Origin of the sequence: Gordonia hirsuta DSM 44140 = NBRC 16056, assembly GCF_000333015.1 — a bacterium.
In the GTDB taxonomy this organism is placed as follows: domain Bacteria; phylum Actinomycetota; class Actinomycetes; order Mycobacteriales; family Mycobacteriaceae; genus Gordonia; species Gordonia hirsuta.
On record NZ_BANT01000048.1, the window covers coordinates 1 to 24,153 of the forward strand.

Consider the following 24,153-nt stretch of genomic DNA (forward strand, 5'->3'; position numbering starts at 1 on the left):
TTAGGGGAGCGGTGGATTCGGCGACGATGCGGCGGCGTTGGGCTTCGCCGCCGCCCAGGCGCAGCCCGCAGGCGTAGAGCTGGTAGGTGGTGTGGTGGCCGGCCAGGTCGTAGACGCGGCGGTCGGAGACTTCGGTGTAGAGCACCGAGTTGAAGATCTCCCGGCGGCGGCTGGTGGTTTCCCGGGTTTCCAGGACATCGAGTAGGGCGTTGTCGTCGGACAGGGCCAGCGCGGTCTCAGCGCTGGCCTGTAGCCGGGTCTCGGCCGCGTCCTGCAGGGCCAGTAACTCGAAGACGGTCAGGCCGGCCACGATCGCGGAGGCATCGAACACCTGACCACCGGGGTCATCACCGGGCTCGGCAGGAGTATCGGCCTCGGCAGGATTGCCGGTATCAGCAGCCTCGGCGGCGTCGTCGGCAGGGTCGGGGTCGTCGTACATTTCAGTGTGCATGCCAGCCCCCGTTCCTGGTTTGGGTGTTCGATCTGGTTTCTGTATCTATTATGACTCCGATCACTTCGGTGAACATATGTTCGAATCTCCAAAAATGGGGCCGCATTTTTGGAGGGTATTGAGGGAACCGGACCCGCCGCGGATTCCCTTCATCCACGGATGCGCGTCAGGGCATCTCCCGACGGATAGATTGAGTTCAGCCGACCCGAATCCGGGCCTGCCGACCCGCCGAGCACGGCCGGCGAGAACCCGCAGCAAGGAGTGTCACGCGTGAACCCGGGAATGCGAACCGGAAGGGAAGTCGCCTGTACTGCGTACTGGAGAGCCTGCATATTCAATCAGCGCGTATTGCAGATCTGGCAGTGCGTCGGGTCGACGGGTGGGTCTCGGCGATGGCATGCCGATGTTCCGAGGAACTCGCTGGCGAGTCGTCGTGTCTGGCGATGTCGTTCGGGGTTCAGGCGCACAGGTGCCGACCGTGACGGCGATCGCCAGTTCGAAGTAAGTCCCGACCGAACCGCCGAAACTGGGGGGCACATGGGGAGTTGCGGCCCGCGAACTCACCCAGTCCTTCACGCACACGAAGCCTGGGTGACTGATAGCGGAGCCTTTCTTTTGGGGGCGCCCCGCTAGAGTCACCCTCTAACTGTTGCGAGGCAGGACGTTCGTGACATTCACAAAGGACGTCGGCGCGTTCATGGGGGTAGTTGCGGTCCGAGTCGTTCGAGGTAGTTCCTGTTCAGCGTCTGGGCATCGGTTTCGGAAAGCTGCCCTGCCATGAGCAGTGTCCCGACTCCGTGTGCCAGTCCCATTACTTCCATGGCGAGGCAGCGTGCGGCTGTCGCGCTAAGGCCACTGGACTGCAGGACGCCGGAAAGGTGGTCACCGAGCCCGCTTAAGTGTTTCTGATAGGCGCGCCCTGCCATGTCGGGGTCGGTGATCGCCAGACCTTCCATGGAGACGCCGACGCGGTGGAAATCTTGGCTCTCCCGATCTGTTGGTAGTGCCTCGTCGAGGAAGGCCTTGATGACCTCGAGTGGCGATTCGTATCCCTGCTGTCGGGCACGGGCCTGCCATCGTTCGACGCTCTTGTTGGCAAGGCGGTCGAGCACGGCCTCGAGGAGCTCATCCTTGGTGCTGCCGTAGTACTGGACGAGTCGGAGGGACACGTCTGCTTCGGCGGCGACGGCTCTCATGGTGACGGCGTTGATTCCGCCGCGGGTTAGGAGGCGCTCGACGGCCTCCATGATCTCGGTTCTGCGCGTGGACTCCGCCATCCAAGACTCCTTCCGTCTCCGTCGAATGATACGTTCGTACCAGTTGATACGTGCGTATCAAGGAGGGGTATGTCTACCTGGTTGCAGCGGCTCGGGCTGTGGACGTCCTGTCTGGCTCAGCTGATCGTGGTGCTGGATGTCTCGGTGGTGAATGTCGCTTTGCCTTCGATCCAGGCCGACCTCGGGCTCTCCGGGGTTGCCGCGTCGTGGGTGGCGTTGGCCTACAGTCTTGGTTTCGCCGGATTGCTCTTGGTCGGCGCGAGGTTGGCCGATGTCGTGGGCACCGCGAGGCTGCTTGCCTGGAGCGTGGCGGCATTGACCCTGGCGAGTCTCATCGGAGGTCTCGCGACGGAAGGCTGGGTGCTCATCGCCGCCCGTGCTGCGCAGGGTGTCTCTGCCGCTGCGGCGTCTCCGGCGACGTTCACCTTGCTGACGACCACCCACGCTGAGGGTCCGGAACGAACGCGAGCCATCGCTGTCTGGACTGCGGTGAGCCTGGCTGGGGGCGGGTTTGGCAACATCGCCAGCGGGTTGCTCACCGACCTGATCTCGTGGCGAGCCACCTTATTGATCAACCTTCCCATCGGGGTCTGTGTCGTCATTGCGGCACTCGTTCTCCACCGACGGACCACTGACCGGTGCGGCGCAGGGCGCATCGACTTCATCGGTGCAGGGCTGGCAACAGCCGCGTTCACGTGCGCAATATACGCGGTGTCCGTCGCAGGTGAGGGAGTCTCGGGTGGCCTTCTAGCCGTAGTGGGTTCGCTCGCGGTCGCGATGTTCGTCGTGCTCGTCCGGCAGCAGCGCCGCACGTCTCACAAGCTCGTACCGAGCGATCTCGCACAAGACCGGCTGATCGTCCTCGGCAATATCGCGACCGCGTTGACCGGGGCTTGCTTCCAAGTCGGGCTATGGTACTTCCTGACGTACCGGATGCAGACCCAGTTTGGCTATTCGCCGATCCAGGCCGGTCTGGCGTTCCTCCCACTCACCGCCAGCATGCTGACTGTGAACCTGTGGTTCACACCGCGCCTGATGAACCGACACGCACCTCGGGTGCTGATCGTGATCGGTGCCGTCGTCGCCGTTCCCGGACTGCTCTGGCTCACAGTCGTCGACGACGGTCCCTTCGCTGTCGCGGTCCTGGTTCCCACCGCCATGATTGGGATCGGCGGTGGCCTGATGAACACACCGCTCGCCGCGCTCGTCACCACAGGCGTTCGTCCCGAACATGCTGGCGCAGCCTCTGGACTGATGAACACAGCGAAGCAGTTCGGCGGCGCGATTGGCCTCGCAGCCGCGACCACCGCCGCCGCTATCGCCGGCACCGACAGAGCCGCCTTCGTCCTCATGTCAGTAGCGCTCCTCGCCGTGATCGCAACGGCGTCCGCAATCCCCGCCCAGAGCAGCGAGCCCCAGCCCGCCAAGACGACCGGGAAAGCGTCGTAACTCACGCCAACGCGCCGTTGAGTATCGAAGACCGCCGTCGGGTGGTTGAGCGATGCAAGACCCAGCCGATCGCCCATGTGTCGGTCGAGGTGGGAATCTCGCGAACATGGGCCTCAAAGTGGGTCAACCGGCGGCGCGCCACGGCGTTGCCGGGCTGCTCGATCGATCGTCGACAGCACGCCGAAGCCCCGTCGCGTCGCCAGCCAGCAGGTGGACGGCCGCCAGCATCACGACTTTTTCGGGGCGGCGTAACCAACGTCCAGCCCTCATATATCTAACGTGAGGGTATAGTTCTGGTGTGATTGATCGGAGGACTACGAGGAGTGGCGGTGTCTAACAGCGATGGTGCCGCCGGCTCGACGCAGCGCATGCACATCGGTGAAGTTGCCGAGCGTACGTCGTTGAGCCTTCGGACAATCCGATACTACGAAGAGGTTGGGCTGCTACCGGTCGCCGAGCGCACTGAGGGCGGGTTCCGTCTCTACAACGATGACACGATCGCACGGCTTCTGCTGATCAAGCAGATGAAGCCGTTGGACTTCACGCTCGAGGAGATGGGTGCGGTACTGCGCGCTTGTGATCAGCTCGCTGACCCGGCGGCCGAGGTCGAGGACTGCGCTGCCGCACAAGACGTGCTGCTGGCGTTCGCTGAGCGAGTCCGGGGGAAGATCGATGCTCTGCGTAGTCGTATCACTGAGGCCAGGGCGTTCGCTGAAATGTTGGACGAGCGGGGCGCCCAGAGGCCTCATGACGTTCTCGACTGATCTGTTGTTTGCCTGATCGAACCGCCTGGCTAGATCGATCTGTCCAGGTGCCATCTGTCGGCGCGCCCCCATTCGGAGGCTGGGTGTTGCTGGTCGGCAGCGTTGACGTTAGCCGAGGTCGCAATGAGGCGACCACCACCGTTTCACCTCTGAAGGAGTGTGCTTGTTCATGTCGCGATTGCGTTTTCGAAGGTTCGGCGGCCATGATCACCCGACCGGTTCTCCTGGCGACGATCACTTGGTGACGGTGGCGCAGGCGCTGCGGTCGCCAAGGATCCTCAAAACGGAGGTACTGGCGGGTCTGGTCGTGGCGATGGCGTTGATCCCGGAGGCGATCGCGTTCTCGATTATCGCCGGGGTCGACCCGCGTGTGGGCCTTTTCGCCTCCTTCACTATGGCCGTGACGATCGCCTTCCTCGGCGGCCGCCCCGCGATGATCTCCGCTGCCACCGGCGCAGTCGCGCTGGTGATCGCTCCCGTGGTCCGCGAGCACGGGATGGACTACTTCATCGCCACAGTGATTCTGGCGGGCGTGTTCCAGATCGTGCTCAGCGTCCTCGGGGTCGCGAAACTGATGCGGTTCATCCCGCGCAGCGTGATGGTCGGGTTCGTCAACGCGCTGGCGATCTTGATCTTCACCTCTCAGCTGCCTCACCTGATGGGGGTTCCAGCGCTGGTGTACCCGATGGTGGTTGCCGGTATATTGATCATGGTCTTCCTGCCGAAACTGACATCGGCGGTGCCGGCACCCCTGGTCGCCATCGTCGTCCTCACGGCGATCACCGTGGGCTTTTCTCTGACGGTGCCGAACGTCGGCGACGAGGGTGAGCTGCCTTCGTCGCTTCCGTCGCTGTTCATTCCGAACGTGCCGCTGAGCCTGGATACGTTGTCGATCATCGCGCCGTACGCCCTGGCGATGGCGCTGGTCGGCTTGTTGGAGTCGCTGATGACAGCCAAGCTCGTCGATGACATCACCGACTCGCACTCGAACAAGACCCGCGAAGGGTGGGCACAGGGATCGGCAAACATCGTCACCGGCTTCTTCGGCGGTATGGGCGGTTGCGCAATGGTCGGGCAGACCATGATCAACGTCAAGGAATCTGGGGCGCGCACCCGGATCTCGACGTTTCTGGCCGGCGTGTTCCTCTTGATTCTCGTCGTGGGTCTGGGTGACGTTGTCGCATTAATGCCGATGGCGGCGCTGGCAGCGGTGATGATCATGGTTGCCGTCGGCACGATGGACTGGCATAGCGTGCGGCCGGCCACGCTGAAGATGATGCCGCGCAGTGAAACCTTAGTGATGGCTGCGACTGTGGTGGTCACAGTAGTCACCCACAACCTGGCCTACGGCGTCATTGTCGGCGTGCTCACCGCGATGGTCGCCTTCGCCCGGCGCGTTGCCCACATGACCAACGTCGAGAAGGTCGCCGATGCCGACACTGACCATGACGGTGCGATCGACACCCGTGTGTACCGCGTTTCCGGTGAACTGTTCTTCGCTTCCAGCAACGACCTCGTGTATCAGTTCGACTACGTTGACGATCCGGAGAACGTCACCATCGACCTCTCCGACGCCGACATCTGGGACGCCTCCACTGTCGCCACTCTCGACGCGATCCGCTACAAGTACGCCGCGAAAGGCAAGAACCTCACCATCATCGGGCTCGACGGTGCGAGCCTCGAACGGTTGGACCGTATGTCTGGCAGACTCGGAAGCGGCCACTGATCGTGCACGGCGCTCGCATCGTGGTTCTCTAATGCGGTGCCCCGCGTAGCGAGGGCGCCACACCGCAGCGGCGATCGCGCAGCCAGTGGCTGGCCCTTAGGTTCGATCGGTGGGCGAGGTCATTGGCATCCGCACCGTCTTCCCATGGCGTCGGCATGTAGGGCAGCAACTCACTTGAGCGGTTGTGCGTAGAGGAGTACCAGGACACTCCTGCCATCCGGTAGGCGAGCGTTTGATGGCTCTTCCGGTTTGACGGTGCGTAGAACCGGTTCTGGTTACCACTACATGTAGGGGCGGGACGGGCTGCGCATGGTGGGCCCGGCGGCGAGTCGTGGCGAGGTAGGTGGGTCCTGTGGTGTCAGGGTGAAAGTTCTGACACCCACACCACGAACACCGACAGGACCCATGGCCGAGAATACCGCGATCGCCGATACCATTTGCCGCACCATCGACCTCGGAGTGACGATCACCGGCGCAGCCCTCGACGGGCAGGACCGCACCCATCTCTACTGCGAACTCCTTGCCCCGGATGATCGGTGCCCAGGCTGCGGGGCGGCCGGACGGTTGCGTGATCATGTGCACCGCGAGGTCGCTGACCTGCCGATCGTGGGCCACCCCACCCGCCTGCACCTGCAGGTTCCGCGCTACCGGTGCGAGAGCACCGCCTGCGACCAAAGCATTTTCCGGGCCGATATCGGGGACATCGTTGCCCCACGAACCCAGGTCACCCGCCGCACCACGGCCTGGATGTTGCGGCGGATGATCGTCGACAAGATGAGCGTCACAGCCTGGGGTACACCCGTGCGGGACGGCGAGCCTTGCACTGTTCTCGCTGTAGCGCAGGGTGGGTTAGCCAAGTTATGAAACGTCGTCTCTCCGGGTCTAGGGTGTATTGATACGCCGGATGCGGGGAGGGCCTTCAATGGCGGATCGGATTGGGACGCTTCTGAGCCGTTCGGGTGACGGTGGCGAGGAGGTGCTCATCGTCAGCCGCGGGAAGGCGCGGACTCGGTTCCGTCGCCGGGACGAGTTGGGCTGGAACTTTCGGGTGGAGTCAACGGACTCGGAGAACATCGTCGAGGGGAAGCCAAAGCCGGATCCGACGTCGGTTCGCCGGGCCTCGCGTCCGCGCGGGCAGAGGGTGGCCTATGTGCGGGTGTCGGCTGCGGATCAGAGTGAGGCGCGTCAGCTCGAGGCGGTGGGGGAGTGTGATCGGGTCTATGTCGAAAAGCAGTCTGCGCGCTCGCGCGCCGATCGCGAGAAGCTCGCCGAGTGCATCGGGTACCTGCGCGACGGTGACGAGCTCGTCGTCGCGTCAATGGACAGACTCGCTCGTTCCCTGGTCGATCTCAAGCAGATCGTTGGTGAGGTCACTGCCAAGGGCGCGAGTGTGGAGTTTGTCCATGAACGGGCTACCTACGCCGCCGGCGCCCAAGATCCTCGAGCCGATCTGATGCTTTCGCTGCTCGGGGCGTTCGCCGAGTTCGAGCGGGCCATCATTCGTGAACGTCAGGCCGAGGGCATTGCCATCGCTAAGGCGAAGGGCAAGTACAAGGGTCGTAAGCGAGTCCTGACCGCCGAGCAGGTCGACAAAGCCCGGGCCCGCATCGAGGCAGGGGAGGGGCCATCAGTGATCGCCCGCAATCTCGGAGTTGGCCGATCCACGCTCTACCGCGCACTACAGCGCGTTGAAGCGGGCGGGCGTGGACGCACCAGCCACTGACCCCCGCCCTGAAGATGGTGGGTATCGCTAGCCACAGCAGCTCGACCGCCGAGATTCGGCACTCGGGAGGGACCGCGGTTCTTGCTGACCTTGCGCAGTTTCTCCAGGCACGAGTCAGTGCAGCCGGAAGCCGGACGGGCCACCTATCCGACGCTGTCCCGGTGTGCCGGTGCTGTGGAACTGGTCTTGTGGTCACGCGGAGCAGTGCCCGGGGCAAGGATCGCTAGCAAGACTGCGGCTGCGGCGGTGAGGATTGCCAACGTAAGTGTGGCCTGACTGCTGCCGTTGACAAATGCCTCTTTGGCGTAGTCGACCAATGGTTGCGCCATTGGTCCGGCTTGTGCGGCGATCTCTAGGGCGGCGGCCAGGGAGTCGGAGACCGGACCGCGGGCAGGTTCGGGTAACTGAGGCAGGGCGGGTTGGATGTGGCGGGTGTATCCGGCGGCCAGCACACTGCCGGCCACTGCGATCCCCATCGCAGCGCCGATCTCGCGGGCCGCATCGTTGACTGCGGCGGCGACCCCGTGTTTGCTCTCCGGAGTTTCGGCGATGATCGCGTAGGTCGCTGGGGCTGTGCATAGTCCGAGCCCTGCGCTCATGATCAACAGCGGCCATAGCAGGTCGAGGTAACGTGCGTCGACGGTCATCCGGCTGACCAGCATCAGGCCAACTGCGATGGTCACCAGACCGGCGACGGTCATCACTCGTAGTCCAAATCGCTGTGACAGTCGGGGGGCGATCACCGAGATCACGATCAGGGGGACCGTCATCGGCACCAATCCCAACGCCGAGGCCAGCGGTCCGTATCCCAGGATCAGTTGCAGGTACTGCACCAGGAGTAGGAATACCCCGAAAGTGACCAAGAATTGGATGGCCACCGACAACGAGCCGGCGCTGAAGCCGCGCTTGGCGAACAACCGAACATCCAACAAGGGGGCCGAGGATCGCAGCTCAATCAGGATAAAAAAGGCTGTCGCCAACATGCCGGCCCCGGCGCTGGCGAGAACGATCGGGTCGGCCCAGCCCCGCGCTGGAAACTCGATCGTGGCGAATACGATTCCCGCAACCGCGACTGCAGCTGCCGCCGCGCCCACCCAGTCCACGGGAGGGTGCTCATGCTGGCTGGACTCAGCGATCGTGCATGCCAGCGCGGCCAGTAGGGCTCCCGCTGCGGTCAGTCCGACAAATACCGACACCCACGACCAGCGCTCAAGCAACACCCCGGCGCCGAGGATGCCTAACACTGCTCCGGAGCCGGCGACTCCAGCCCACACACCTACTGCTCGGCCGCGATGAACGGCGGCGAAACCAGCAGTCAGAATCGAGAGCGTCGAGGGCATTACCAGTGCAGCGCCCGCCCCGGCAATCGCTCGCGCAGCGATCAACCAGGCCGGGTCAGACAGCAGCAGGGGAAGTGCGGACGCAATGGTGAATATCGCCAGGCCTATTACGAGAACTGCGCGTCTGCCATAGCGGTCACCGATCGCTCCAGCGGGCAGGACCAGGCACGCCAGTACCAGCGTGTAGCCGTCGACGATCCAGGTCAGCTGGGCTTGCGTCGCTCCAGTCCCTACCGCAATCTCCGGTAATGCCGAATACAGCGCGGCCATGGCCGCGACCACCAACGCCACGGCTAGGCACGACACCGTGAGCATCCACCATTCGGCTCGGGTCCACCGGGATGACTCGGTGATGGTCTGTTGCGGTGAGTGCATCGCCGACCCCTTGCTGTGAGATGATCGGTCTTGGTCTGAGACAAGTAGTATCACAGTATCCGGCTGGCTGGACAGGTTAGCTTGGACGAGATGCGACCGTCGGCCGAAGGGGAGAGCGTGAACGACTGGAGTGCTGACCGGCCCGCTACGGACGACGATCAGCTCGATCCGCGACTGCTGCGCTCACGAAAACGATTGCTCGACGCTGCCACGCATCTCCTGAGCACTGGCGGTGTAGAGGCGGTTACCGTCGAGGCGGTCACTCGAATGTCAAAGGTTGCGCGGGCCACGCTCTATCGGCATTTCGGCGGGACCGCCCAGTTGCTTGCGGCGACCTTCGAGCGGCTGTTGCCCCGCGTCGAAGTCTCTGCCACCAGTGGGTCGGTACGCGACCAACTCATCGCGCTTCTCACGGCCCAAGCCGACCTGATTGACCAGGCGCCGCTAAACATTACGACTCTGGCTTGGCTGTCAATCGGATCAGTCGGCGGCGATCCTGCCGATTCGGCCGCGATCACCTCACTGCGTAGTCGAGTCATCGAGGAATACCGGCAGCCCTTTGACCACATCCTCACACATCCTGACGTACAGGCACAGCTCGGCAACATCGACACCACCTTCGCGATCGTTCAACTCCTCGGCCCCGTCGTGTTCGCTCGCCTCACTGGGCTCTGCACCGTCGACCACGACGGATGCGTGCAACTCGTTGATGATTTTCTTGCTGCCCGCAAGCAGGGAGACAAACCCATCCCGGCCGAGTCCATCCACGACCTGAACCGCCCTGGCGCCGGCGGATCTCGCTAAATCGGGGCTTCTTCTTGTCGGATGGGTGTGACCGCTCGATCGCCGAGGTCGCCGGGGAGGTGGCGAGGCAACCCTAGAGCCCGGTCGTTTCGGTGCGAGCGGCGGCGAGCCATCCGCTGCAGTCTGAGTGCGGCTGGAACTTCTACCGTCCAGTTTTGACTTCCCGATTAGTCAGGCTGCTGCAAGCGATCGCGAAGCTGACTCCAGAGCTTCAGCCAGTTGAGGGTGTACCAAGGTTCGTGGACAGTCCTTGTGAGGAAGGATCGAGGACATGGCAGCACGGTCACGGCGGAAGTTCAGTCCGCAGTTCAAAGCAGAAGCGGTTCAGTTGGTCGTCCAGTCGGACCGGCCGATCGCCACGGTCGCCGCCGAGTTGGGTATCAACGCCGGCACTCTGGGTAATTGGGTGAACAAGTATCGTCAAGATAATCCGGAGCCGGATAAATCACTCACCCCGGCCGATCACGCCCGTATGGCTGAATTAGAAGAAGAGCTCCGCCGGGTCAAATGGAGAACGAGTTTCTAAAAAAAGCCGCAGCCTTCTTTGCCCGGGAGCAGGACTGAAGGAGAAGTCAGCCCTGATCGAGGTGGAGAAGGCCAATTATCCGATCGCGTGGATGTGTGATCAGTTGAATGTGCCGCGGTCGTCGTTTTATGCCTGGCGTACGCGAGCGGGATCGCTGACTGCGACCGCGGCGCGCCGCGAAGCCCTCAAGGAAAAGATCGGCAAGGCGTTCACCGATCAGCGGCAGGTGGCCGGGTGCCGCCGGATCGCGGCGATCCTCAACGAGGCCGGCACGCCGTGTTCGGTTGGCCTGGTCGGCCTACCGGCCGGGCTGGCCGAGGCAGCGCAGCTCGGCCGATCCTTGTGGGTCCGCCGAACAGAGATTCTGGCCTACTTCGACACCGGCGCATCCAACGGACCCGTCGAAGCCATCAACGGCCGCCTGGAACACCTCCGCGGTATCGCCCTGGGATTCCGCAACCTACGCCACTACATCTTGCGGTCACTGATCCACTCCGGCGGCCTGGCAGAACACCTCCATGCACTCTGAAACCGGAAGAGCCCGTTTGATCGGTGAGGCCAGCACTCGGATCAGCTTGTGAGTGCCCCTCCGGGTTGACGGCAGCAATCCGTCGACCGTCACGCGCGCCACAATCTTCAGACCCGCCACGGTTGGTGAATTGCCTAAGGCTCCCGGATTCGTCGGCCGGTGTAGCGGGCCCACGATTCGCCGGCGTTCGCTGCGTGCTTCGTGGCGACTTGGCAGCTGTAGTTGACTGCATCGGCGACGATCGGCGGCGGGCATTCGACGACGAGTTCGTCGAGAGATCGGTTGCGGCCGCCAAGGTTGCTGAGGCCGAGCTGGCGCAAGCGATGCATGATCGTGTCGACATGTACGTGGTCACCAGCGTGGTAGCCCGGGAAGAACCACGGGCTCGACGAGTTGGACCCGGTTCGTAGGTTCGGTCGGTTGCTGAGGTGGTCGCGAAGGAGTGCGGCGAATGGTTCGGGCACGTCGACGGGGTGCTTGCCGAAGGTGATCGTCATCGGGCCGTGCTGAGTATCGTCGACAGCGTCTGTGCGCAGGGCCGCAATTCGGTTCAGCGGTTGGGCGTAGAGGAGGATTAGGATACCGGCGACCCGATACGGGAGTGACTCGCTCGTGCCAGCTAAGAGTTCCCGTATCCAGGAGAGACGCTGATCCTGCGATATTGTCGGCGTCGATCTGGCTGTGCGGTGGTCCATCGCGATCGTTCTTCCCGTGAACGCGGGCAGTGTTGTCACGACGAATGTGCGGATCGCGGTTCGGGTCGTCGGACCGCCGGCAATCCATTCATCGATGTCACCTTTTGTGCATTCCGCGGCCGTGCGCCCATACGCTTGGTGAAGCCAGAGCAGAAACTTCGCGGTCTCGGTGATCTCCTGCTTCGACCAGCGAATCGAGGGCCGAGTCTGGCCGCCAACTAGCTCAATCTCACGTATTCGGCGCAGGTGATGCCAGGTGGCGAATCGCTCCACCGGGCGTCGCACTTCGATCGGCAGATCCGCAAGTTTGGCCTCAATCCATTGCTCGAACACGGGGAGCCACGGATCACGCTGCGGCAGCAGTCCGTTGTGCTGCATGAGTGCGCGGAGGTGTTCGGTGACGCGCCCGGGGTGGCTGTCCAAGCCTTCATGGGTCGGCGCAATGGAGCCGTCGCCGAGCGAGCGGAGGAACTGTTGCACTTTCGGTGATCGTTTCCAGATGAGGATGGATTCTGGCCGCTCGGCCGAGCAGAGGGCATCGACGAGCCCGGCGAGGGTCGGATCGGCCGGGACGCCGCCGAGTAGGACGTGCAGGTCGTCGCGGAGTGCGCAGCGTGCGCAGAGATTCTTGCGATGGTGCCCGGCTTCGGCACCACAGCGGCCGCAATGGAAGTCGTCCACGATTCCAGCGCATGGCCCGCAGACGTTTCGTCCGTTCTCATCAGCTGGACCGGGGAGTAGCCGGTCAACGCCACAGCGTGGGCATTCTCCCCGTGTGTGGATCGCAACGAACCAGCAGGGAAAGCAGACTCTACCTTCGGGCCAGGTCGCCTGGACTCGGCGCAGTGGTTTGCCACAGCGGGCGCAATCCCGCGTACCGTATGTCTTGCGAGGGCGTCCGCGAACGGTGTTACGCGGGTTCAGCCCTTCGGGTTCCATTGTCATTCCTCACCGCCGGGTCTACTCGTCAAGGATGTTCGCTCGTCGCGGCCGCGTGCTTCGGTCGAGCGTGACGACATTCGGGGGAGAGGCGTTGACCGCCTTCTTGTGCCTCGCGTCGGCTGCGGTGACCGTAAGCAGGTCACCTGGGCTGCAGCTGAAGATGTCGCAGACAGCAGCAATGAGTTGCAAGGAGACGCGTTCGGGGCGCTGGTTGACGAGCCGATAGACCTGGGGACGTGAGAGCGCAATTCCTCGTTCGGCAAGCAAGGGAACGAGGTCTGTAGTGTTGTTCAGCCCTCGCGCGGCCATCAGTTCGGCAAGGCGCCAGGTGTAGTCGACGTCGCGTCTGGTCATGTGTTCCTCCTAGCGCCGAGTTCCAGTGCGTTGTCAACCGTTCGATCAAGTACTGCGCGGAGTGACGATCGCCGAAACTCGTCCGAGGTGAACTGATAGATCCCGGTCGTCGATGCGTGCTCGTGGCCCATCTGATCCTGTACGAACCGCGGGTCCCATCCGGCCTCGAGTAGGTGAGTGGCGTAGCTTCGACGGAATGAATGGAGGTCGACGCCGTCGGGGATGCCGAGGTCCTTCCGGTAACGCTTAAGCCGCTTCAGCAGTGTGGTCTCGCCGACTAGGCCCCCGCGTTCGCTGGTGAACAGGTCCAGAGTGCCTGGATCTCCGCGGCCGTTGGCGAGCCAATCCTCGATGATCGGCGGCGTCCAGCGCCAGACTGTGAGCACCGATCGCCCTTTCGGCGGCGAGCCGCGGCGCGCCTTACCGAATCGGACTTTGCACACCCCGAACTTTCCGAACTCGGGAGCATGCGGATTGCGGGCGAAGTCAATCGTCTGCAGGTGGCTTAGCTCGTTGAACCGAAGTCCGTACGCGTAGGCAAGTTTCATCATCGTCGCATCGCGGTAGGCCGCTTGCCAGCCTTTGCGGCTCGTCGTGCCGATCCGTTCGACCTCGTCGTCGGCATGATCAAACAATGCGTCTAGCTCTTCGCGACTGTAGGGCCGGCGTTGCGGTTGACTGTCGTCTTCCTGGACGTGACGAGCAGTGTTCCAGTCGAAAAAGACCTGCGCAGGATGTGTGCCGAAATGCTTCTCGCACACGAGATCCCAGCCATAGTCTGGGTTGCTCACGTACGAGGTGAAGGCGCGCAGCGAGTTCTGGTAACCGCGCAACGTCGCGTGCGCGACGTGCCGAACCGATCTGAGGTCGGCCGAGAACTCTTCAACCATCGTCGGCGTCCAGTTCCAGGGTTCCTCATTCGAATGCGCGATGAACCGTCGCACGCAGCTGATCCGTTGGTCGATCGTGGCGAACTGGAGGTTTCGTGAGAGCTGCTGGTTGCGCCAGCCGTCGAGCATCATCTCGACGATCTGCTCCTCGGGACGCAGCACAGGAATCGCGTCCACCAAGTGCACCCGGCCAGCGTCATCGATCCTCATCGGAACCTCCACAAAACGATTCATCCGATGAAACAATCATGCATCCAATGAGACAGAGGCGCAATACCCAATGGTCACGGACATGGGCGTCGGCCCCCACACGGAGCAGTCGACCACGAATCGACACCCTCGAACTGCGGCCACGTTTGAGTATCATTGCAGGTCACGACTGAGGTTTCCGCAAGTTCGTCGGAGACAGGCTCGTGATTCATCGGTTGCAATACGCAGTGGTTTACTTGACATAATGTATCTTATCGGCATTACCGTGGAATGGAGAGGCTTCACCGGGGCGCCCCGCGCCGTCGTCGACGTAGCCCATTATCGACCCCAGTTTCTGCAATCGTTTCAGACTGCCGGCGCCGGAACAGTCCGCGCACGCGCTTTGCCGCCATCCTGGCCACTTGCCCGAACCTGCCAGTAACGACGGCCACGCCCATCCACCTCTACGTCCGAGCGACCCTCGGCGCGCGACGACACCATTCCCCGCAGGGATTCATCCAACGCCAGCTCTAGCCGATCGAGCGAGGAAGACGCTTCATTACGTCACGGTGACGGAATGAAGCGATCGATATCCCCGTCCATGACTCACCTGACGACCCGTCTGGACTTCGCGGGCTCGTCTGCGACCGAATTCGCGAATCGAAGCCCGCCTGGCAGAGCAACCACGCGAGCAGAAAGTAGTCTCGATGCCGTGAACGTGCGTGCTGGAATCATCGTCACCGGAACCGAGGTCCTCAGCGGCCAAATCGCCGATCAGAACGGTCCGTGGGTTGCGGAGCGACTACTCGAGCTCGGCGTGAACGTCGCACATGTGACGATCTGCGGTGACCGGCCCGACGATATGTTGGCTCAACTCGAGTTCGTCGCCGGGCAGGGCGTAGACCTGATCGTGACCACCGGCGGACTCGGCCCGACCGCCGACGACCTGACCGTGGCGATCGTCGCCGAATACTGCGACCGCCCACTGCAGCCGGATGCCGACCTGGCCGGCACGATCACCGACATCATCCGCGGATGGGGCCGGTATCCTTCCGATGAGGACCTGCCCGATTCGATCCAGGCAGCGATCGCCAAACAGGCGCTGGTTCCCGACGGCGCCGACCCGATTTCCCCGACCGGCACCGCCCCCGGTGTAGCGGTGCCGGCGACCGGCACACTGCCGACCGTACTGATCCTTCCCGGGCCACCCCGCGAGCTGCAGGCGATGTGGCCAGACGCGCTGAACAAGCCTGCGGTCGCCGAGATCCTCGAGCGCGGTGACGACGTCGTCCACGAGACCATTCGGGCCTTCGGGCTTCCCGAACCGGACCTGGCTCAGACATTGCGGCAGGCCGCGCAGGACCTACCCGGCTACGACCTCCTCGAAATCACCACCTGCATGCGCGGCGGTGAGCTCGAAATCGACACCAGGCTGCCCCGCAGCGCCGTCCGCCACTATGCAGCATTGAAATCCCTTCTTCTTCAAGAACACTCGGACCGGATCTATTCACCCGACGGCGCCACCGTGGACGAGCTGGTAGCCGATTCCCTTGCCGGCCGTACCATCGCGACCGCGGAATCATGCACGGGCGGCATGATCGCCGCTCGCCTGACAGACCGGCCCGGATCGTCGGCGTACACGCTCGGTGGCATCGTCTCCTACGCCAACGAAGTCAAGACGGGTGTCCTCGGCGTCCCCACTGAACTCATCGATGAACTCGGCGCGGTCAGCGAACCCGTCGCAGCGGCGATGGCCGACGGCGCTCGCACGGTCACGGGCGCAGACGTGGCCGTCTCCACCAGCGGCATCGCCGGTCCCGGCGGCGGCGTCCCGGGCAAGCCGGTCGGCACCGTCTGCTTCGGTGTGGCCATCGCGGGGCGACCCACCGCGACCGTCACCCGCCGTTTCCCCGGCGACCGTGCTCTGGTGCGCACGCTGGCCACCAATTACGCATTGCATCTGGTGCGTGAATCCCTGACCGCCGACGACTCGGCCGACGGGTAACACCGTTCGCGTCGCGGCCCCGCAGGCCACGGACCCGTCAGGCCGAAGCCTGCAGCCCGAACTCGCAGGCGGCGACGCCGAAGCCGAAGAGCAGTTCGATCAACGGTGTCAGGTCGTCCTCCACCGACGCCGGCGGACCGGCCAGGTGCCCGCCGACCGGTAGCAGGAACACACCGATGTCGCTGAGCGTGGAACCCTCCCAGATCTGCGGCCCCCAGGGGCTATCCGGCGACACCGTCGTCGAGAGCACGTGGACCATCACGACGTTCGGCTCGGCCGGACAGTAGTCGAAAGTGTTGCCGTCGAACGCCGCAGCCCACCAGATGACCCCGTTGATCGGCGAGATCCCCAGCGGGCCACCGTTTCCCAGCGACGTAGCGCAAATCGGACGGTCGAACAGCAGAAATCCGGTCTCACTCAGCGCGACCAGATCCGCACCACCGAGCGAGTCGGGTGCGGCTGCACGCAGTTCCGATGCGGCTGCTCGTGGCACCCACACCGCCGTCCGGTCGGCCACCGCGCATTCGACTCCTTCGAGAATCACGCGCAGTACCCGAGACCCCTCTGGATTCCCCGCGGTGGAATTCACCGTCGTCGACTTCGCCGCCGTGGATCGGTCTCCCCATCCGAGAGCCCGGCGGTATCCGGCGAGCAGTTCATCCCTGATCTGCCCGGCATGTTCTGGTCCCCATTGCTGATGTCGTCCCCCGCTATCGCTCATGCACTGACCGTAGAAGCGGCTCCCCCACCCGGCAATCGGTTCATCCACAGCCGCCGAACCCCCGACACCGGCTGTGGACAACGACGTGCACTCGGGACCTCGATCCGGTCCCATCGCCGACCTCGCCGACTAGCATTCGCATCGAGTCCGCCTCCGTCCCAGCGCCCTGCAGCCGGCTGCTGGGCGATCACCTTCCTCCACCGATTGAAAGGACGATCATGTCCGACCGGATCACCGCCCTGGATCTACCCGCCGCCGAGCTCAGCGAACAGACGACCCGCTATTTCGAGGTCTGCCGTGAGAAGCTCGGCATGGTGCCCAATGTTCTGCAGGCGTACACCTTCGACGAGGCCAAGCTGACCGCGTTCACCGGCATGTACAACGACCTCATGCTCGGTGAATCGGGACTGTCCAAGCTCGAGCGCGAGATGATCGCCGTCGTCGTCTCCTCGATCAACAAGTGCTACTACTGCCTCACGGCCCACGGTGCCGCCGTGCGGCAACTCTCCGGAGATCCGGAGTTGGGCGAGCTGCTGGTGATGAACTTCCGCGCGGCCACACTGTCCGAGCGCCAGCGCGCGATGCTCGAGTTCGCGGAGAAACTCACCGAGAGCCCGGCGAAGATGGACGAGGCCGACCGGCAGGCACTCCGGGAGGCGGGCTTCTCCGACCGCGACATCTGGGACATCGCCTCCACCGCAGCGTTCTACAACATGACCAACCGGGTCGCCAGCGCTATCGACATGCGGCCGAACCCGGAGTACTCGAGCCAGTACCGCTGAGACGGTCGTCGCCCCGCGGACGAAGCCGCGACGCTCAGTGGCCGCCGTGCCAGAATCGAAGACGAACCGATACCGCGAACCCGAGGTAACCATCATGTCCCACACGACGCGGCTGGCAGCGGGCATCGCTGTCTGCACCACTGCCCTGTTGCTGACGTCCTGCACCAGCGACGACGACTCCGGCACCCCACCGACGCTGGGCGCCTCGGCCCTCAGCCAGACCGCGCAGGCCGGTCCGTCGAGCGCCGGCCGCCCGTCGACCGACGAGTTCGACTTGGCACAGCATCGTCCGGGCGTGTCGTGGGAGCAAGCGGTCGCCACCGCCCGTTCCGGCTTCGACGGTCGCCTGTCACAACTGGAGCTGGACCGCGATGACGGCCGCCTGGTGTATTCGGTCGAACTGGTCTCCGCCACCGAAGAGCACGATGCCAAGATCGACGCCGAATCCGGCGAGGTGATCAAACGCAAGACCGAGCCCCTGGATGCAGCCGACCGTGCCGGGGCACAGGCCGAAGCCTTCGACCTCGACGGTTTGGTCGACCCCGAGCGAGCGATGGCCGCAGCCCTGGCGCAGGCTCCGGGCCGGGTCACCGAATGGACCCTGGAACGCGAATCGCATGGTGGCACGCCGACCATCGAATACGAGATCGATGTGGTCGGTGCCGACGGGACGACCACCGAAGTGCGCGTCGATGCGACCACCGGCGCCGCCAGCATCGCACGCTGAGCGGCACATCGCAGCGGCGACACTTCGGGGCGGTGCGGGGCTAGCCAAGACCGGCGCCACCGCCTACATTGGGATGAAATTCATGTTTTGTTCCAAGTTGCGAACAGCCCGATGAGGAGCACCGCCGATGTCTCAGCCCATTCCACGTCGTCACCCCGACTCCCCACGCCCGGCTCCCGCCGGTGTCGCCCTCATCGGCCGGCTGCTCGGTGTCCGCGGCCCCGACGCCGCTCGCCTCCGTCGCTTCGGCGAGCTGCTGCTGGTCGGAGATCCGTTGATGGACGACTTCGTCACGTGGATGTACACCGAGGGCGGCCGGGGTGTGCGGCCGCTGTTCGAGCAGGCCCTGGCCCACGGAGTCGACACCATCGACGACGCCCCGGCCCCGCTGCGCACACTGTTCGGCGAACTGGAGGCGACGCCCGACTGGGTGGATCCGGCACAGTTGACCACCGCCGCAGCGGTGATGCGTTCGGGCGGGGCCGACGGGCTGTACGTGGCACGCGATGTGGCGCTGCTGGGCGGATACCAGTTCGCCGGCTTCAATCAGACCCTGCTGCGCACCGGAGCTCTGGAGAAGGGCTCCAACCGGCGCTTCGCCGAGACCTCGCAGTGGGCGATGGATGTGATCGAGCCCGGCGGCCTGGAGTTGTACGGTGCCGGCTACCGGTCGACGATCCGCGTCCGGTTCATCCACTCGATCGTGCGGCGACATGTGGCCGCCATGGACGATTGGGACAGCGCCGAGTGGGGTCTGCCCATCAACCAGACCGATATGGCCGCCACCCTGGTGGGCGCGCTAGTCGCCCCGAGTGTCGGCGGGCTGGGAATCGGGCTGATCAACCGGCCGTCCGAGTATGCCGCGATCGCTCATCTCACCAAATACGTCGGCTGGCTGATCGGAGTGGACGACGATCTGCTGCCCGAGGACTTCCGCGACACGATCCGGCTGCTGCTGCACACGTCGGCGGCCCTGGCCAACCCCGACGAGACGAGCAAGCGGCTGGCCAGACCGATGATCGACGATCCGATGCAGTGGCAGTACTGCAATATGAGCGACCTGCGCCGCCGGATCGCCCGTTCCCAGCATCTGTCGATCAGTACCGGCTTCCTCGGCCGCAAGGCGATGGCGACCCTGGGCCTGCCCACCAACACGATCCCCTGGTATCCCCCGCTGGCACTGCCACGGAATCTGGTCAAGTCCGGGATCGGCATGCTGCCTGCCGGCCGCACGTGGATGGCCGACCGCGGCAACCGGCAAGCACACGAATTCCTGCGCACCATGACCGCCACCCCGGCCACCATCGGAGCCACGACCGCCGCCGCCGAACACGCCGCCTGATCACCTCCGGGACGCCCCGCCAGACGCAGCCCCCAGCATTCGGCTCACCACCGTCGTGCTGTGACACGATGAGCGCATGTGTTTCAATGCGACCGCGAGTTTCGTCGGAGCCGGCGTCATCACGGCGGCCGGCGTCGCCACCTTGACCCTGGTCCGTGATCTGCGGCAAGCGCCGTTCGCGGCCTTGCCGTTGCTGTTCGGCATCCACCAGGCACTCGAGGGCTGGACCTGGCTGGAGTTGAACGACTCCGTCGATGCCATGCTGCGCGGGCCCGGGGTCCACCTGTGGGTGATGTTCGCCTGGGCGATTCTGCCGGTCTACGTCCCCTGGGCAGTCTGGTTGATGGAACCGGATGCACGGCGACGCCGATGGCTCGGCTGGACCACCGCGATCGGCGCGGTCCTGGCCGTCTACATGCTGTCGCTGGCGGTACGGCCCGAAATCAGCGTCCAGGTGATCGACCACAACCTGGCCTACTCGCTCGGGATCCCGTTCAGCGGCGTGTGGCTGGAGATCCCCTACGTGTGGGCGACGTGTTTCGGTCCGATGTTCAGTTCCTACCGCTGGGTCATCGCCATGGGGGTGGGCAATCTGATCGCGATGTCCATCGCCGCCGCGATCAAGATGGCCGACTACGCATCGATCTGGTGCACGCTGGCAGCATTCCTGAGCCTGATCATTTTCGGCCACTTCCTGACCCAGTACACCGGACATCGGTCCGCACGGCCTCTCGGCGGCGGATCGACGCCGCCGCGCAGCAGAGCAGCCGGGGCGGCGCAGCCGGTCGAGTAGCCGTCCCCCTGCGGGAGGACGCCGGCGAACCGAACTCGGCTCAGCGGGTACGGATCTGAGCGTCGGCTATCGCCTTGCCGATCTCGGCCAGACTCTGCGGATCGGTGTTCGCGGCGACGCCGAAGGCGATGGAGCGAGGGGTGGTGTCGGCGATCAGCAGGACGAAGTCGTCTGCGGTGATGTCACCGCGTTTGACCGGTATGCGTCCTTCGAAGAAGTGCACGCGCACACTCTTGCTGTCGGTGGCCCCACCCCGATCCTCGGTGACCTGGGCCGGCGACGAATCGGTGCCCACATAGCCGGGCATCTGGTTGAGGCACTCGAGCCATTTGCGCCCTAGTTGCTCGATGTCGCCGGTGAAGTTCGACGGTAAGGTCGCCACGCCCAGCTGCGCCTGCCAGTTCTGTCCGGGCGGGCGGCTGACCGCGATCGCATCGGAGTCGACCACGAACGGCATCCGCGATCCGGCGTCGGCGCGCCAGCCGGTCGGCACCGCTTCGGCCGGGATGCGCATGGCATCAGCGTCCAGGCTCGTCGAGGACGTCCGGATCAGCGGTGCGCCCTGGACGCAGTTCACCGGAATCCCCGCCACCACCTGCACGCTCGGAGCTGCCGACGAGGCCGACGGCGCACTGGACGGGCCGCTGGAGGCCGTCGCCGACGTCGCGGTGTCATCGCTGTCGTCTCCATCCCGGCTAGGCAGGAAGGCGATCAGCGCTCCCACCACGGCGATCACTGCGACCAGAACCCCCGCGATCACCCAGACGAGCTTCGTGTTGCCTCTGGGTTCACCGGAAGGCTGGTTCGGATCACCGGGTCCGAGCGGCGGCTGACCCGGACCGTACGGACCGAAGCCGCCGGCGCTGTAGACCTGTTGAGGGTGCGGCGCCGGGCCGTACCCGGGATGGCCGGTCGGAGCCTGACCATAGGACGCCTGGTCGTAACCGGTCGGCCCGTGAGACGTCGGCCCGTAGCCGGTCGGCGGTGCCCCATAGCCGGTCGGCGGCTGGCCGCCGGCCTGTGCCGGAGGTGAAGAGTACTCCGTCGGCTGTCCGTGTCCCGGAGCTCCGGCCGCTGTCGGATCGGCGTCCGGCCCGCCGGCATTCGATGCCGCCGGACCCGGCGCTCCCGGTCCCTGGCCGGCGGAAAGGTTGGGAAGATAAGGATTCGCCGTCATCTCCAGCGGCGACGCAGCACCGCTCCCCTCGGTCGCACCCGCTGAAGCCGCGCTCGCACCGGAGATCACCGTCGTCTCCCCCGGCGCAGGCGTCTCCCCCGGAGCGAACGGCAACGTCGCATCATCGCCGGGAGACGGTGTCGCAGCGGCAACCGTCGCCTGCCCCGGTGTGAGGGCGGCGGTCAGTGCCGCGGCCATCGCTCCACAGGACTCGTAGCGTTCAGGGGCCGGACGGCGCACTCGGCCCAGCACCTCGTCGACGGCGGCGGGAAGCTCTGGACGCACGGTCGTTACGCGTTGCCCGATGGCTTGACCACCGGTCAGCAGGAAGGTGGCCAGATCGCCCAGACCGGCCTGATCACCGCGGGCATCCGTCGCCGCTGCCGGCGGCAATCCGAAGCCGCCCACGCGATACTGCGGGGCGCCGGGCTTCTCCGGTACGACGACATCGGCTGCGCTCACCGCGCCACGCAGCAGACCGCGCGAATGCGCTTGGTCCAGCGCCCCGGCCACAGCGGTGATCGCCGCAGCGACCTGTCCCGGCGCCAGTGGACCCGTCCGCTGAACCAGCGAGGCCAGCGTCGTGCCGGCCGCGTACTCACTGGCCAGCCACAACCGCCCGCCGTCCTGCCCGTGCCCGCGCACCTTGAGTACGGCCGGATCGGTCAGGGTGGCCGCCTGCGCGGCGGCCGTGGCGAAGGCCTGCCGGTATGCCGGATCGGCGCTCAGCGCCTCGGGCACCACGAGTAGGACGTCTTCACCACCGGACGGGGGTCGCACCAGGTAAGTGTCACCGGCGGCGCCGGTTCGCAGGGAACCGACGATGTACAGACCCGCGAACTGCTGACCAGCGTGAAGCATGGGTCAACTCTACGGCACACCTGCGACGTCGCCCGGGGGCGCCCAAACCGGTCCGCGCCAGGCCCGCCGCGCCTAGGCTCTACTGCCAGTACCTGATTTCGTGGCGGGGGTTGAGTGAAGGGCGCCATGCAGACCATCAACACCGTTCTCGGACCGATCGATGCCGCCGGCCTGGGGACGGTTCTCGCGCATGAGCACGTGTTCATCCTGAACGAGGACTACCGGCTGAACTTTCTGCCGGACTGGGATGAGGAGGGCGAGATCGCCCGGGCCGTCACCCGGCTGCGCGAGCTGAAAGAGCTCGGCGTCGACTCACTCCTGGACGTGTCCGTGGCCGGTCTGGGCCGCAATGTCGAACGCGTGCGCCGGGTCGCCGAACAGACAGATCTGAACATCCTTGCCACCACCGGCTACTTCACCTACAACGACCTGCCGCTGCAATTGCACTACACCGGTCCGGGCCTGGGCTTCGACGTCCCCGAGCCGATGGTGGCCAGCTTTGTTCGCGACCTGACCGTGGGTATCGGGAACACCGGTATCAAGGCCGCCGCACTGATGTGCGCGATCGAGGCCGAGGGCCTGACGCCCGGAGTCGAACGAATCATGCGGTCTGTCGGCAGGGCCGGCGTCGAGACCGGTGCCCCGATCATCGTGCACACAAATCCGCATACCCAGTCCGGGCGGGTGGCACAGCGGGTGCTCGCCGAGGAGGGCGTCGACCTGCGGCGGGTCATGCTCGCGCACTGCGGAGATACCGGCGACCTGGACTACCTGCGTGCTCTGGCCGACGCGGGATCCGTGCTGGGGATGGACCGGTTCGGGGTCGATGTCCTCCTTCCTCACGAGGTGCGGGTCGCCACCGTCCGCGCGCTGGCCGAGGAGGGCTACGCCGATCGGATGATCCTGTCCCAGAGCGCTTACAGCTACAGCGACTGGTTCGACGAGGCCGCCAAAGCGCAGTTCGCGCCCGACTGGAACTACCGCTGCGTCGTGGAGAAGGTGGTGCCGCAGCTGCTCGCCGAGGGAATCGATCGTTCCCTCATCGACACGATGCTCGTGCAGGTCCCCCGCCGGCTGCTCACCCGGACCCTCGGGGCCGAGCAGGCGACCCCATTATCCGACAATTCTGGACTTGATCCAGAAAAGGAGGCATAATGGACGCATGGCCGAAGAGCGCACCGACTCACAGACCCTGACCGCGTCGATCCGCGGCGCCGGGTTGCGAGTGACGCGTCCACGGCTTGCGGTTCTGTCTGCGGTCGATGCGACTCCGCACGCGGTGACCGAACAGATTCTGGATGCGGTCCGCGACGACCTCCCCGAGGTGTCCCGGCAGGCCGTGTACGACGTTCTGCGCGCACTGACCGAGGTCGGACTGGTGCGGCGCATCCAGCCGTCGGGCCACGTCTCCCGCTACGAGACCCGCATCGGCGACAACCATCACCATGTGGTGTGCCGCGACTGCGGCCGGATCCGGGACATCGACTGCGCCGTCGGCTATACCCCGTGCCTGACCGCCGACGACGACCACGGCTTCGTGATCGATGAAGCCGAAGTGACCTACTGGGGTCGCTGCCCGGAGTGCGCGGCCGGAACCACCGCACCGACCGAAGGCTCCGCCTCCCCCGGTCCCGGCTGAACCCTCCCCCTGCTTCTCTCCCCCTCGCGGATCTCTCCGAAGGGTGAGAGCGATAGCTGTACCCGTAACTCC

General features: G+C 64.9%; 20 protein-coding genes and 3 pseudogenes. 15 read left to right on the plus strand and 8 right to left on the minus strand.

Going from position 1 to position 24,153, the window contains the following annotated elements:
- Window positions 1-451: pseudogene (locus tag GOHSU_RS14605) on the minus strand (hypothetical protein); the annotation flags it as partial.
- A gap of 695 nt (window positions 452-1,146) precedes the next feature.
- Window positions 1,147-1,728: a TetR/AcrR family transcriptional regulator gene (locus tag GOHSU_RS14610; protein WP_005943406.1), complete on the minus strand. Its 582-nt coding sequence runs from the start codon at window positions 1,726-1,728 to the stop codon at window positions 1,147-1,149.
- Window positions 1,729-1,797: 69 nt separating this feature from the next.
- Between GOHSU_RS14610 and GOHSU_RS14615 the strand changes: the two genes are divergently transcribed.
- From GOHSU_RS14615 to GOHSU_RS16655, 5 genes and pseudogenes are all read left to right on the plus strand, one after another.
- On the plus strand, window positions 1,798-3,177 hold the full coding sequence (locus GOHSU_RS14615) for an MFS transporter (RefSeq protein ID WP_005943407.1): 1,380 nt from the start codon (window positions 1,798-1,800) through the stop codon (window positions 3,175-3,177).
- Window positions 3,178-3,506: 329 nt separating this feature from the next.
- Complete coding sequence (locus GOHSU_RS14620) at window positions 3,507-3,941, plus strand: MerR family transcriptional regulator (RefSeq protein ID WP_245551761.1); 435 nt, start codon at window positions 3,507-3,509, stop codon at window positions 3,939-3,941.
- Window positions 3,942-4,110: 169 nt separating this feature from the next.
- The gene (locus tag GOHSU_RS14625) at window positions 4,111-5,667 is read left to right on the plus strand and encodes a SulP family inorganic anion transporter (protein ID WP_081597809.1); all 1,557 of its coding nucleotides are present in this window, start codon (window positions 4,111-4,113) and stop codon (window positions 5,665-5,667) included.
- Window positions 5,668-6,072: 405 nt separating this feature from the next.
- Window positions 6,073-6,456 (plus strand): annotated as a pseudogene (locus tag GOHSU_RS14630) (transposase family protein); the annotation flags it as partial.
- A gap of 133 nt (window positions 6,457-6,589) precedes the next feature.
- Complete coding sequence (locus GOHSU_RS16655; protein WP_005943411.1) at window positions 6,590-7,390, plus strand: recombinase family protein; 801 nt, start codon at window positions 6,590-6,592, stop codon at window positions 7,388-7,390.
- Window positions 7,391-7,533: 143 nt separating this feature from the next.
- Here GOHSU_RS16655 and GOHSU_RS14640 read toward each other — a convergent pair whose 3' ends face one another.
- Window positions 7,534-9,105, minus strand: coding sequence for an MFS transporter (locus tag GOHSU_RS14640; RefSeq protein ID WP_005943412.1), 1,572 nt, complete (start codon window positions 9,103-9,105; stop codon window positions 7,534-7,536).
- A gap of 90 nt (window positions 9,106-9,195) precedes the next feature.
- On the opposite strand from GOHSU_RS14640, the gene GOHSU_RS14645 reads away from it, so the two are divergent.
- The 3 genes and pseudogenes from GOHSU_RS14645 to GOHSU_RS17405 all read left to right on the plus strand — a co-directional run.
- Window positions 9,196-9,909: a TetR/AcrR family transcriptional regulator gene (locus tag GOHSU_RS14645; protein WP_005943413.1), complete on the plus strand. Its 714-nt coding sequence runs from the start codon at window positions 9,196-9,198 to the stop codon at window positions 9,907-9,909.
- Window positions 9,910-10,180: 271 nt separating this feature from the next.
- A complete protein-coding gene (locus GOHSU_RS14650) occupies window positions 10,181-10,435 on the plus strand; it encodes an IS3 family transposase (RefSeq protein ID WP_005943414.1) in 255 nt (84 codons plus the stop codon).
- Between the two features lie 295 nt (window positions 10,436-10,730).
- Window positions 10,731-10,964 (plus strand): annotated as a pseudogene (locus GOHSU_RS17405) (transposase); the annotation flags it as partial.
- A gap of 134 nt (window positions 10,965-11,098) precedes the next feature.
- On the opposite strand, the gene GOHSU_RS14660 reads toward GOHSU_RS17405, so the two are convergent.
- From GOHSU_RS14660 to GOHSU_RS14670, 3 genes are all read right to left on the minus strand, one after another.
- The gene (locus tag GOHSU_RS14660) at window positions 11,099-12,340 is read right to left on the minus strand and encodes a site-specific integrase (RefSeq protein WP_325027275.1); all 1,242 of its coding nucleotides are present in this window, start codon (window positions 12,338-12,340) and stop codon (window positions 11,099-11,101) included.
- Between the two features lie 279 nt (window positions 12,341-12,619).
- Window positions 12,620-12,955 carry a helix-turn-helix domain-containing protein gene (locus GOHSU_RS14665; protein WP_005943417.1) on the minus strand — a complete coding sequence of 112 codons (336 nt, stop codon included), beginning with the start codon at window positions 12,953-12,955 and terminating at the stop codon, window positions 12,620-12,622.
- Entirely contained in the window at window positions 12,952-14,055 is a 1,104-nt protein-coding gene (locus GOHSU_RS14670; RefSeq protein ID WP_029760142.1) for a tyrosine-type recombinase/integrase, read from the minus strand. Before GOHSU_RS14670 ends, GOHSU_RS14665 begins: the two co-directional genes overlap by 4 nt.
- 691 nt (window positions 14,056-14,746) lie before the next feature.
- On the opposite strand from GOHSU_RS14670, the gene GOHSU_RS14675 reads away from it, so the two are divergent.
- Complete coding sequence (locus GOHSU_RS14675) at window positions 14,747-16,039, plus strand: competence/damage-inducible protein A (protein WP_005943419.1); 1,293 nt, start codon at window positions 14,747-14,749, stop codon at window positions 16,037-16,039.
- A gap of 37 nt (window positions 16,040-16,076) precedes the next feature.
- On the opposite strand, the gene GOHSU_RS14680 is transcribed toward GOHSU_RS14675, so the two are convergent.
- Window positions 16,077-16,583 (minus strand): hypothetical protein, encoded by a 507-nt coding sequence (locus tag GOHSU_RS14680; RefSeq protein ID WP_155821303.1) that lies wholly within the window; start codon window positions 16,581-16,583, stop codon window positions 16,077-16,079.
- Between the two features lie 395 nt (window positions 16,584-16,978).
- Between GOHSU_RS14680 and GOHSU_RS14685 the strand changes: the two genes are divergently transcribed.
- The 4 genes from GOHSU_RS14685 to GOHSU_RS14705 all read left to right on the plus strand — a co-directional run bounded on the left by GOHSU_RS14685 (window position 16,979) and on the right by GOHSU_RS14705 (window position 20,404).
- Entirely contained in the window at window positions 16,979-17,542 is a 564-nt protein-coding gene (locus GOHSU_RS14685; RefSeq protein WP_005943421.1) for a peroxidase-related enzyme, read from the plus strand.
- Between the two features lie 94 nt (window positions 17,543-17,636).
- On the plus strand, window positions 17,637-18,269 hold the full coding sequence (locus GOHSU_RS16375; protein WP_005943422.1) for a PepSY domain-containing protein: 633 nt from the start codon (window positions 17,637-17,639) through the stop codon (window positions 18,267-18,269).
- A gap of 127 nt (window positions 18,270-18,396) precedes the next feature.
- On the plus strand, window positions 18,397-19,611 hold the full coding sequence (locus GOHSU_RS14700) for an oxygenase MpaB family protein (RefSeq protein WP_005943423.1): 1,215 nt from the start codon (window positions 18,397-18,399) through the stop codon (window positions 19,609-19,611).
- 76 nt (window positions 19,612-19,687) lie between these two features.
- On the plus strand, window positions 19,688-20,404 hold the full coding sequence (locus tag GOHSU_RS14705) for a DUF6629 family protein (protein WP_005943425.1): 717 nt from the start codon (window positions 19,688-19,690) through the stop codon (window positions 20,402-20,404).
- A gap of 40 nt (window positions 20,405-20,444) precedes the next feature.
- On the opposite strand, the gene GOHSU_RS14710 is transcribed toward GOHSU_RS14705, so the two are convergent.
- Entirely contained in the window at window positions 20,445-22,442 is a 1,998-nt protein-coding gene (locus tag GOHSU_RS14710; protein ID WP_005943427.1) for a serine/threonine-protein kinase, read from the minus strand.
- A 126-nt stretch (window positions 22,443-22,568) separates the two neighbouring features.
- On the opposite strand from GOHSU_RS14710, the gene GOHSU_RS14715 reads away from it, so the two are divergent.
- On the plus strand, window positions 22,569-23,597 hold the full coding sequence (locus tag GOHSU_RS14715; protein WP_024332987.1) for a phosphotriesterase family protein: 1,029 nt from the start codon (window positions 22,569-22,571) through the stop codon (window positions 23,595-23,597).
- A 7-nt stretch (window positions 23,598-23,604) separates the two neighbouring features.
- On the plus strand, window positions 23,605-24,081 hold the full coding sequence (locus tag GOHSU_RS14720; protein WP_005943430.1) for a Fur family transcriptional regulator: 477 nt from the start codon (window positions 23,605-23,607) through the stop codon (window positions 24,079-24,081).
- Window positions 24,082-24,153: the final 72 nt, after the last annotated feature.